The sequence below is a fragment of the Flavobacterium sp. GNP010 genome (genome assembly GCF_056428945.1).
Genome location: NZ_JBWJVK010000053.1, coordinates 1 through 12,252, shown reverse-complemented (window position 1 = coordinate 12,252; position 12,252 = coordinate 1). Strand labels below are relative to the sequence as shown.

General features: G+C 34.9%; 6 protein-coding genes. All 6 read right to left on the bottom strand.

Features of this window, described 5'->3' with window-relative positions; translation table 11 throughout:
• Nucleotides 1–526: 526 nt before the first annotated feature.
• Entirely contained in the window at nt 527–3,499 is a 2,973-nt protein-coding gene (gene secDF / locus AC061C_RS14430) for a protein translocase subunit SecDF (protein ID WP_478291759.1), read from the bottom strand.
• Nucleotides 3,500–3,725: 226 nt separating this feature from the next.
• A complete protein-coding gene (gene mdh / locus AC061C_RS14425) occupies nt 3,726–4,661 on the bottom strand; it encodes a malate dehydrogenase (protein WP_478291758.1) in 936 nt (311 codons plus the stop codon).
• Between the two features lie 53 nt (nt 4,662–4,714).
• Complete coding sequence (gyrB, locus tag AC061C_RS14420) at nt 4,715–6,658, bottom strand: DNA topoisomerase (ATP-hydrolyzing) subunit B (RefSeq protein ID WP_282743231.1); 1,944 nt, start codon at nt 6,656–6,658, stop codon at nt 4,715–4,717.
• 180 nt (nt 6,659–6,838) lie between these two features.
• Nucleotides 6,839–8,455, bottom strand: coding sequence for an asparagine synthase B (gene asnB, locus AC061C_RS14415; protein ID WP_478291757.1), 1,617 nt, complete (start codon nt 8,453–8,455; stop codon nt 6,839–6,841).
• A 180-nt stretch (nt 8,456–8,635) separates the two neighbouring features.
• Nucleotides 8,636–10,261, bottom strand: a complete 1,626-nt coding sequence (locus tag AC061C_RS14410) for an amidohydrolase (protein ID WP_478291756.1) — start codon at nt 10,259–10,261, stop codon at nt 8,636–8,638.
• A 172-nt stretch (nt 10,262–10,433) separates the two neighbouring features.
• Nucleotides 10,434–12,110: an asparagine synthase B gene (gene asnB / locus AC061C_RS14405; RefSeq protein WP_478291755.1), complete on the bottom strand. Its 1,677-nt coding sequence runs from the start codon at nt 12,108–12,110 to the stop codon at nt 10,434–10,436.
• Nucleotides 12,111–12,252: the final 142 nt, after the last annotated feature.

Below are 12,252 nucleotides of genomic sequence, written 5' to 3'. Positions count from 1 at the left end.
AAAATACGGGATTCTAAGGCTCTTTTTATTTTAGACTTTCGGATAGCAGTGATAAAAACTATATTATTACAAAATAACAAAGCGTTATCTGCAACTGAGTGGATAACGCTTTTATTTTAATACTAATATTCTATGTTAACATGAAAGAATTTATAAACAACAAACTAACAACGCAGAAAGTAACTCATTGTAACAAAAACTTTGCAACTACTCACCCATTATGATGATTATTGAATATTCTAAAACTAGTAATCCTTTTGTCAAATCGTAGTTCAACACTTTCAAAGTAATGAAAGGTCACTCCACCTTTATTAATTTAATTGAAAAATACTAGATAAGATACGGTGGTATTTGCATACAAATTACATTATAAAAACCTTAATAATCTAGAATAGTAAATACAAGATAAAATTCTTTACACAGTAGCAAAACAAAGAAAGAGACTAATCTATAGGCTACTTTTGACCAAAAAAAAGAGATTCAACTTTCGTTGAATCTCTTTTTTTAACCTTGTATAAAAATTACACTAAACTTCTTGATGTTCTTTTTCTACTTTATTTTTATCTTCTTTAGAAATGGTGTCAACCAAAACTGGTGTCGCAATAAACAATGAAGAGTATGTTCCTACAATGATACCTACTAACATTGCGAAGATAAATCCTCTAATAGAATCACCACCAAAAATAAACATAATTAGTAAAACCACAATCATCGTTAAGGATGTATTAATAGTTCTAGACATTGTTGTATTAATAGATTGATTTACAATATCAGAGAAAGTACCTTTAGTCTTTCCAGCTAAAAATTCACGAACTCTATCAAATACAATTACAGTATCATTCATTGAGTAACCAATTACAGTAAGAATCGCAGCAATAAAGTGCTGATCAATCTCCATTCCGAAAGGCATGAACTTATAGCATAAAGAATAAATACCTAATACAAAAATAACATCGTGCGCCACAGCTGCAATCGCACCTAAACTATATTGCCATTTTCTATAACTGATCATCAAGTATAAAAACACAATTGCCATAGCACCAAGAACGGCCCAATACGCATTTGTTTTGATATCCTCAGCAACTGTTGGACCTACTTTTGATGCTTGTACGATACCAAAAGTTTTCCCTTCGTATGCGTTTACAAATTTTTCATAGGTCATATCTGCTGAATAATGCTTTTTCAAAGTTCCAAACAATAGTTTGTTTACTTCTTCATCTGCTTTTATTCCTGGCTCTTCAACTTTATACTTCGTTGTTATTTTTAATTGGTTGCTATTACCAAAAATTTTCACCTCGGCGCTACCATCTAAAACTTTAGCTAATTCTGCTTTTACAGTTTCTGTTTCAACTGGTTTCTCGAAACGCACTTGAAATGTTCTTCCTCCCACAAAATCAACTCCTTCATCTAAACCATTTGTTGCTAACGATATTACACTGATTACTACTACAATACTTGAAAACAAATACGTCCATTTTTTAACTCCTAAGAAATCAAAATGAAAGTTGTTGAACATGTTCTTAGAGAAATTAGTAACAAATGTCAAGTTGTTCTTTTTGCTAATATTCAAGTCAATAAAAATTCTAGCGATAAAAATAGAAGTAAATAATGACGTTATGATACCTATTAATAATGTAGTCGCGAAACCCTTAATTGGTCCTGAACCAAATATAAACAACACAGCACCTGTTAAAATGTGCGTAACATTCGCATCTGTAATTGATGACATCGCACCTCTCCAGCTATAGGATGTTTTAACTGCTTCCTCCAGCGTTTTACCCGCTCTTAATTCTTCTTTTGCTCTTTCGTAAATAATAATATTTGCATCGACAGCAGTTCCCATTGTTAAAACAATACCTGCAATACCTGGCAAAGTTAAAACAGCACCAAGACTTGCTAAAATTCCGAACAAGAAAAGTAAGTTTATCGCCAATGCAATGTTAGCATACCAACCTGCTTTACCATAATAAATCATCATCCATAATGATACTAAAAGCAAACCTATAATTGCTGAATTAGTTCCATTGTCAATAGCTTCTTGCCCTAAGGATGGCCCTACAACTTCTGACTGCACAATATCAGCAGTAGCTGGTAATTTACCTGCTCTTAAAACATTTGCTAAATCTTTAGTTTGAGTTACATCAAAAGCTCCAGAAATTTCAGATCTACCACCTGAAATTGGTCCTGTAGAAACGCCTGGTGCAGAATAAACCACATCATCCAGAACAATCGCAATATTACTTTTTTGAGTATATGCTCTTCCTGTTAATTCTTCCCAAGCTTTTGCACCTTGACCATTCATTTGCATCGAAACCGCTGGTTTACCCAATTGATCAAAAGTATCTTTTGCATCAGTAATAACACCACCAGCCATAGCAGGAACATTATCTCTATTTCCTTTTAAAGCATACAATTCTAATACTTCAATATCTTTTGCCTTAGCATCTTTTATTGTTGTTGGAATACCCCAAACAAATTTGGCGTAACGCTGATCACCTGCTAATAAAATTCTGATATCTGCTCTTTTTAAATATCCATTGATTGTTGCCGTATCTTTTGGAGAGAAAAGTCCCAAAACTGGACCTCCACCTTGACCAACAATTTTATCAAATATAGGATTTTGACCTTTTTTAGCAACAGTAGAATCCTTAGTATCTGCAAGCAAAGCGCTTAACGAATCTTTTACTATTGGTTTAACTTCAGTAATTTTTACTTCTGTTTTTTTCAATGACTCATTAGCAGCCATTAAGAAATTACCAATTTCCTCAATTTTATACGTTTCCCAAAATTGTAATTGAGCCGTACTTGATAATAATTTTTTTGCACGATCTACATCTTTAGCACCCGGAAGTTCTACAAGAATTTGACCGGAGTTACCTAATTTTTGAATATTAGGTTGTGTTACACCAAATTGATCGATACGTTTTCTTAATACACCAAAAGCACTCTCAACAGATTCTTCAACTTTTCTTTTGATTACTTTTTGAACTTCAGAATCGGACATTTGAAAATCAACACCACCTTCACCTTGCAAACTTCTATTTGCAAAAATATCTGGAGAAGCTAATTTTACCGTTCCTTTTGAATTTGCTTCAAAAGCATCAAAAAACTTATCCAAATAGGATTTATTTCCTTGCATATCCGCAGTTGCGTCAGCCAAAGATTTATTGAAAACTGGATTTTTAGAATTATTAGATAATCCTTTTAAAATATCTTTCACTGATATTTGAAGTATCACATTGATACCTCCTTCTAAGTCAAGACCTTTATTGATTTGTTTGTCACTTACCTCATTAAAAGTAAAATCAGTAAAACCAATATTGAATACTTTTTCCTTACCGATAGAATCTAAATATTTTACTTCTTTGTCAGCATTTCCATTAGCAAAAGATTTTGCATCGCTTTTTACTTTACTGGCTACAAAAGTGAACGAAAGTTGGTAAATACTCACCAATGCAAATAGAATTGCGAAAAATTTAATAAGTCCTTTATTCTGCATTATTACTAAAAATTAATTATTTTTATTTATTTATTTTTGCTTTAAACCTTATAAAATGTGACTTGGCATCCATTTTTTTACCAAAAAAAAGATAAATCCAGTTCTACATTATTTTTTTAAACCGAGCAAATATATAATTAACGTTAAGATTAACCAATTTATTTATTAATTAATCTCAAGAAAAAGACTGCATAGTAGCAGTCTTCCTCGTTATATGTATATTTTTTTACGCTAAAATCGATTTTAAGGCATCATTCATTTGCCTAACCGCGTCTGCACTTTTTGCAAACAAGGCTTTTTCTTCATCATTAAGGGCTATATCAAGAATTTCTTCGATACCATTTTTACCGATAATACAAGGTACACCGATACAAATATCATTTTGACCGTATTCTCCTTCAACAAAAACAGAACAAGCGATCATTTTCTTTTGGTCATTCAAAATGCTATCTACCAAGAAAGCAACTGAAGCTCCCGGTGCGTACCAAGCTGATGTTCCAAGAAGACCTGTAAGTGTTGCTCCACCAACCATCGTATCTGCAGCTACTTTTTTCAATTCTTCTTCAGATAGGAATTGTGAAACTGGAATTCCATTATAAGATGCTAATCTTGTCAACGGAATCATAGTAGTATCACCATGCCCTCCGATAACCATCGCTGAAATATCATTAGCCGGTTTGTTTAAAGCTAAAGATAAATACGTTCTAAAACGTGAACTATCTAGTGCTCCACCCATTCCAATAATTCTATTTTTTGGCAATCCAGTAGCTTTCAATGCTAAATACGTCATGGTATCCATAGGATTAGAAACCACAACTATTATTGTATCTGGAGAAAACTTCAGTACGTTTTCAACAACTGTTTTCACAATTCCTGCATTGATTCCTATCAATTCTTCACGAGTCATTCCTGGTTTTCTTGGAATTCCTGATGTAATCACTACCACATCACTTCCTGCTGTTTTAGAATAGTCATTAGTAACGCCTGATACTTTGGTATTAAAACCCGTATTGGTAGCACATTGCATAATATCTAGCGCTTTACCCTCAGCAAAACCTTCTTTGATATCAAGCAACACTACCTCGCTAGCAATTCCTCTATAAGAAATCACGTCTGCACAGGTTGCACCTACATTCCCTGCTCCTACAATGGTAACTTTCATATTTTAAAGTTTATTCGGTTATTAGTTAATTTCTGTGGTTAATAGTTTATTTATTACGCATCAATATTTGCATAGACTGCATTTTTCTCAATAAACTCTCTTCTTGGTGGTACTTCGTCTCCCATTAACATAGAGAAAACTCTATCGGCTTCAGCCAAACTGTCAATTGTTACCTGACGCAAGGTTCTAAAACTTGGATCCATTGTAGTTTCCCATAATTGCTCCGCGTTCATCTCTCCAAGACCTTTATAACGTTGAATTCCTGCGCTTCCGCCCATTCGTTCATTCGCTTGATCGCGTTGTACGTCATTCCAAGCGTATTCTTTCTTGTTTCCTTTTTTGACTAAATATAAAGGTGGTGCGGCAATATATACGTGACCTTCTTCTATTAATTCTTTCATAAAACGGAAGAAGAACGTCAAGATTAAAGTAGAAATGTGACTACCATCGACATCGGCATCACACATAATAATTACTTTATGATAGCGTAATTTTTCAATATTTAAGGCTTTACTATCCTCGGCAGTTCCTATTGTAACTCCAAGAGCAGTAAATATATTTCGAATCTCTTCGTTTTCAAAAACCTTGTGGTGCATCGCTTTTTCTACGTTCAAAATCTTACCACGTAATGGCAAAATAGCTTGAAACGCACGATCACGACCTTGTTTTGCTGTTCCTCCTGCCGAATCTCCCTCGACAAGATATACTTCGCATTTTGCAGGATCTTGCTCTGAACAATCTGATAATTTTCCTGGCAATCCACCGCCACCCATTACGGTTTTGCGTTGTACCATTTCACGTGCCTTTTTAGCTGCGTGACGCGCTTGTGCTGCAAGAATTACTTTTTGAACAATGATACGGGCATCATTTGGATTTTCTTCCAAATAATTTTCAATCATTTCACTCACCGCTTGAGAAACCGGAGAAACAACTTCTCTGTTTCCTAATTTCGTTTTGGTTTGTCCTTCAAATTGTGGTTCAGCAACTTTTACAGAAATAATAGCTGTTAAACCTTCACGGAAGTCATCACCAGAAATATCAAATTTCAGTTTATCTAACATTCCAGAAGCATCCGCGTATTTCTTTAACGATCTCGTAAGACCGGTCCTGAAACCTTGCAAGTGCGTTCCTCCTTCGTGTGTGTTGATATTATTTACGTAAGAGAAAATATTCTCTGTATAACTTGTATTGTAAATTAACGCAACCTCAACCGGAATTTCACCTTTTTCATGGTCCATAGAAATCACGTGCGCAATAATTGGCTCACGGTTCCCGTCTAAATAACGGATGTATTCTTTTAGACCTTCATCAGAATGAAAAATTTCAGAAACAAAATTCCCATCTTTATCTAATTCTCTTTTATCAGTAAAAGTAATTGTGATTCCTTTATTCAAATAAGATAATTCACGCATACGAGCGGATAAAGTATCATAAGAATACTCTATTGTTTGCGTAAAAATACTTGGATCCGGATAAAAAGTAACGATTGTTCCTCTTTTGGTTGTTTCTCCAATTTGTTTAACCGGATACAACGCTTTTCCTTTTTCATATTCTTGCTCGTATACTTTTCCATCACTACTGTGAACGGTAGCTCTCAAATGATTGGACAAAGCATTCACTACAGAAACTCCAACACCGTGAAGTCCTCCAGAAACCTTATAGGAATCTTTATCAAACTTACCTCCAGCACCAATTTTAGTCATTACGACTTCCAATGCTGAGACACCTTCTTTTTTATGAATACCAACCGGAATACCACGTCCATTATCTTCAACAGAAATAGATCCATCTTCATTAATATCGACTCTGATGGTATCACAATGGCCACCCATTGCCTCATCAATAGAGTTATCTACAACCTCATAAACTAAATGGTGTAGTCCTCGAACACCTACATCTCCAATATACATCGATGGTCGCATTCTTACATGCTCCATTCCTTCTAACGCCTGAATACTATCCGCTGAATAATTGTCCTTCTTGATTTCTTCGCTCATATATTTTATTCTAAAAACGTAATTTTTGTCTAACAGGCAAATATATAAAATCACAAATTATATAACCGTTAAAATACCTTTTTAAGTACTTAAGTTATTAACATTTGTTCATATAAGACGAAAAAAATGCGCTTCAACTAGAGCGCATTTTTATATCTAAAGCAAAACAAAAATAATGGGTTAAAAAGTACCTCTTGTTTTTGCAATTTCAGTATCTGCTTGCATGTGTGCCGAATTTGCTCTTCCACTTGGATCCAAATTTTCTTGCCATTTTGGAATCCATTTTCTAACTGTTTGTGCAGCAGTTGTCTGCGGATAGTACTTATTAAAAATAGACCTGTAAAAATAGGCCTCTTTAGTTGCAGGAGAATTATACGGAAACTCGATTGCAGCTCCAGCTAATTGCTCATCTGTAACTTGTGTTGCACAATAATCAATCAATTTATCAATCCAATTATACCCAACACCATCCGAAAATTGTTCTTTTTGCCTCCATAAAACTTCGTCTGGAAGATAGGAATCGTCCTGAAAATCAAAAGCTTTTCGCAAAATGTATTTTTCTTTACCATGATACGTCTTAGGCATTTTTTCTTCTGCTTTAATTCGTATAGCAATATCTAAAAATTCTTTATCTAAAAACGGAACTCTAGTCTCTACACCATGAGCCATCATTGCTTTATCTGCTCGTAATAAATCAGCTGTGAATAATTTTTGGACTCTTTCGATGGTTTCCTTCTGAAAATCTTCAACCGAAGGGGCATTGGCAAAATACAAATACCCACCAAAAATTTCATCCGCACCTTCTCCAGACAAAACCACTTTAATCCCTGATTTTTTTATAGCTTTTGCAACAAAATACATAGGAACACTTGCTCGAACAGTAATGACGTCATAGGTTTCTATTTGCCGTATCACTTCTTGAATAATTTCGATTCCGTCTTGGACAGTAAAGTAAATTTCGTTGTGCTCTGTATTCAAAAAAGCCGCTACTTTGCGCGCTGCTGAAACGTCAGGCGCATTAGCATCTAAACCAATTGCGAAAGACTGTAATTTTTTTCCGCTTTCTGCTTGTAATCTCGCAGCTATAGCCGTTATCAAAGAAGAGTCTAAACCTCCTGACAGTAAGACGCCAATAGGAACATCTGCTATTAGTCTTTTTTGAGTAGCTTTTATCAGTGCATTTCTAATTAGTGCAAAATCTGTTTCTTGATTTGCTTTCTCAAAATTTTCAAATTCAGGTCTGAAATATTTTACAAAACCCGTATTTGCCGTGTAATAATGCCCGGGAGGAAACGTAGAACACGTTTTACATTGATCAACAATAGCTTTCATTTCGGAGGCAAAATAAATTCTTCCTCGTTCGTCTAAACCATAATATAAGGGTTTCACGCCTAATGGATCGCGAGCGGCCATATAATTGTCTCCATCAACTATGACAAAAGCAAAATCGCCGTCCAGTTTATCACAAAAATCAAAGCCAAATTCTTCGTACAAATGCACGATTACTTCTGAGTCTGATTGCGTTCTAAAAGTATGTCCTTTCAAAATACCAGAACGAAGTTCTTTGTGGTTGTAAATTTCTCCATTATGAACCATATAAGCAGTGGTAGTCCCTTGAATGGGTTGCTTTCCAGTACTTAAATCTACAATAGAAAGCCGTTCATGACTTAAAAAATATCCTTTTTCAGTAATAAACAAACCGTTTTCATCTGGGCCTCTATGAGCCATTCTTTTAGAGAGATCCCTTACTAGCTGCTCCTCTTTTCCTTTACCAATGATCGCTAATATTCCGCACATAGTTCCCTATTTTAATTCTTTTAATTGCAAGTTGACAAATATGCGCCAACTACTACCGATACGAAATATAATTTCAACTATTAATTACTATCTGTTACTAAAACTTAACTTTTATATTTAAAATGTAACTCAAAATCTATATTTGATCATGAATAAGAAGATAAAATCTTTCTTACCACCTTATTTCACTTTCTGACCTTTTAAATAGGTTGCTGTAGGTTTCATTTTAACTATTTTATTCTCTTCTACTTTCATCAAATCTTGGTCATACATCACAAAATCAGCCCATTTACCTACTTCCAGACTTCCTTTTTCTTTTTCTTCAAAATTAGAATACGCCGCCCACAGTGTCATTCCTCTCAAAGTCTCTGCTCTTGAAAGCGCATTTTCCATTTGAAAACCACCTTTTGGATATTCTTTTGTATCTTTTCTAGCTACTGCTGCATGAAAAGTAAGCATCGGGTTCACTTCCTCAACCGGGAAATCAGTTCCCAATGCAATAGTCCCCGCTTTTTGTAGCAATTTTTTATACGCATAGGCATTTTTTAACCTTTCTTTTCCCAATCTGTCTTCAGCCCAATACATATCTGATGTAGCATGAGTAGGCTGTACCGAGGGAATAATTCCGAATTTGAAATAATCAAAATCTACTTCTCGCAACACTTGGGCATGTTCAATTTTCCATCTTCGGTCTTTGGTTCCAGCCAAAGCTTTGCTGTAAATCTTCAAAATCACTGTGTTAGCTGAATCTCCAATAGCATGCGTATTCAATTGAAATTTTGAAGCTGCAATTTGCATGGCAACATCTTTTAATCCTGAAATTGGCGCTAACAAAGCACCGTATTGATCTGGTTTATCCGAATATGGTTTGTGCATACAAGCGCCACGCGAACCCAGTGCACCATCGCCGTACATCTTAAATGAACGCACATTCAAATTATCTGTTTTGTAAATTCCTTTTTTAAGGTACAAATCAATATTCTTTTGGTTGGCTGTGATCATAGCATATACGTTCAACTTCATTAATTTTGCTTTTTGCAAACTATCCATTAGGTTGATAATATCTGGATCTAAACCAGCATCGTTTACAGTAGTTAATCCATAATCGAACATTACTTTTTCAGCATCTAACAAAGCTGCTATTTGTATTTTTCGTGTTGGTTTTGGAATTATTTTAAAAACCAATTCCATCGGATTATCCACTAAAATTCCGGTTGGCTCACCATTTGCAATTTCTATTTGACCACCATCAGCATTCGTATTTTTTGTAATACCCGCCATCTGCAGAGCTTTGGTATTTACAATGATAGCGTGACCATCTACTCTATTTAAAACAACTGGAATATCAGGAAATGCCGCATCTAAATCGGCTTTTGTAGGATACTTTTTTACTTGCCAATCGTTTTGATCCCAGCCGTTACCCACAATAAAAGTTGGGTTTTTATCCTTTTGAAATGCTTGCAAACGGCTAACGATTTCAGCCATACTTTTAGTACCGCGCAAATCAGCTTCTTGCAAGCTTAATCCGTAGCTGTAAAAATGGCAATGCGCATCAATTAATCCTGGATAAATAAACTTGCCATCCCCATCGATTGTATTTTTAGATTCGTATTGTTTTGATATGTCACCATTTGTGCCTATCGCTACAATTTTTCCTTTATCAATAGCCATTGCAGAAAACTCCTGAAAAGAGTTGTTTACTGAGTAAATTGTTGCATCAGTAATTATAGTATCGACAGAAATTTTATTTTTTTGATCACAGGAGATCATCAAAATTAAAGCTAGGTAGAGTGAAATAGATTTCATAATAAAAAATTTAGTTAGGCTAATATAAAAAAACTGAACCGAATTATTTTAAACAAACGGAATTAAAAGAAATTTTTGAATTCTTAACTTGACCATTATGATTACTACTATAAAAAAACGCCCTCAAATAAGAGAGCGTTCGTCTATTTATAAAATCCTGTTTATTATCTGTTTATGCTTTCACATACGCATCATCATGCACACTCGCGACTGCTCTTCCGGAAGGATCGTTCATGTTTTTAAAGGCTTCATCCCATTCTAAAGCAATTTTTGTACTGCACGCTACACTTGCCTCTTGTGGTACGCACAAAGCTGCGGCATCACTCGGAAAATGTTCATGAAAAATAGAACGGTAGTAATATTCCTCTTTTGATGTAGGCGTTTGTAAAGGAAATTTATATTTTGCATTGGCTAATTGTTCATCTGAAATTTCAACAGCAACTGTAGCTTTCAAGGTATCGATCCATCCATATCCAACACCATCACTAAATTGTTCTTTTTGTCTCCAAGCTACACTTGGCGGCAACATCTCTTCAAAAGCTTTACGAACGACCCATTTTTCCATTGGATGCTCTGCATTAATCATTTTATCCTGAGGATTAATGCGCATGGCCACATCCATAAATTCTTTATCTAAAAATGGTACACGACCTTCAATTCCCCATGCTGCTAAACTTTTATTCGCACGCAAACAGTCATACATGTGCAATTTACCTAATTTACGAACGTTTTCTTCATGGAATTCTCTTGCGTTTGGCGCTTTGTGGAAATACAAATATCCTCCAAAAAGTTCATCTGCTCCTTCACCCGACAATACCATTTTGATACCCATTGATTTGATCACTCTCGCCATTAACCACATGGGTGTCGAGGCTCTAATGGTAGTCACATCATACGTTTCTAAGTTATAAATTACATCTTTAACGGCGTCTAAACCTTCTTGGATAGTGAATTTAATTTCGTGGTGAATCGTTCCTATATGATCTGCCACGATTTGTGCAGCGGCTAAATCTGGTGAACCTTCTAAACCTACAGAGAAAGAGTGCAATTGCGGATACCAAGCATCAGCAACATCCCCAGATTCGATACGTTTTTGCGCATATTTTTTGGCTACAGCCGAAGTAATAGAAGAATCTAATCCTCCAGAAAGCAAAACACCATAAGGCACATCACTCATCAATTGTCTATGAACCGCAGCTTCTAGAGCTACTTTTATATCTTGAATGTTTGTTTCGTTATCTTTTACGGCATCATAATCAGTCCATTCTCTTTTATACCATTGTACAAATTCCCCGTCTTTGCTTGTCATATAATGTCCTGGAGGAAACAATTGGATCTTTGTACAATATCCTTCTAGCGCTTTCAACTCAGAAGCTACATAAAAAGTTCCATGCTCATCCCAACCAATATACAATGGAATAATTCCCATGTGATCTCGAGCAACAAAATACTCATCTTTCTCTACATCGTAAATAGCAAATCCAAAAATCCCATTCATTTCATCTATAAAATGAGGTCCTTTTTCTTTGTACAAAGCTAAAATCACTTCGCAATCACTTTCGGTTTGGAATTTGTACTTGCCTTCAAATTGTTTACGCAATTCTCTGTGGTTGTAAATTTCACCGTTTGCTGCTAAAACCAATTGTTTATCTTCACTGAGTAAAGGTTGTTTTCCCGAAGCTGGATCTACAATAGCCAAACGCTCATGAGATAAAATCGCTTTTTCATTACTAAAAATTCCACTCCAATCTGGTCCACGATGACGAATAATTTTAGACATTTCTAATACTTGCGGTCTTAAAACTTCCGCTTTTTGTTTGAGGTCAAAGGCACATACTATTCCACACATAACGCTATATTTTTTAAAAAAATTTATTTCTTTTGATAAAGTAAAGGTGGCGATATAGTTCTAATTGAAAAACATAAATACTATTTTTGGTTATAAATGACAACTAAAAAATAGTATTTATATCTAAAATGTAATTTAAATT

Excerpts from the sequence above, each read along its gene's own strand:
- secDF (WP_478291759.1), bottom strand. The coding sequence starts at position 3,499 with ATGCAGAATAAAGGACTTATTAAATTTTTCGCAATTCTATTTGCATTG.
- mdh (WP_478291758.1), bottom strand. The coding sequence starts at position 4,661 with ATGAAAGTTACCATTGTAGGAGCAGGGAATGTAGGTGCAACCTGTGCA.
- gyrB (WP_282743231.1), bottom strand. The coding sequence starts at position 6,658 with ATGAGCGAAGAAATCAAGAAGGACAATTATTCAGCGGATAGTATTCAG.
- asnB (WP_478291757.1), bottom strand. The coding sequence starts at position 8,455 with ATGTGCGGAATATTAGCGATCATTGGTAAAGGAAAAGAGGAGCAGCTA.
- AC061C_RS14410 (WP_478291756.1), bottom strand. The coding sequence starts at position 10,261 with ATGAAATCTATTTCACTCTACCTAGCTTTAATTTTGATGATCTCCTGT.
- asnB (WP_478291755.1), bottom strand. The coding sequence starts at position 12,110 with ATGTGTGGAATAGTATGTGCCTTTGACCTCAAACAAAAAGCGGAAGTT.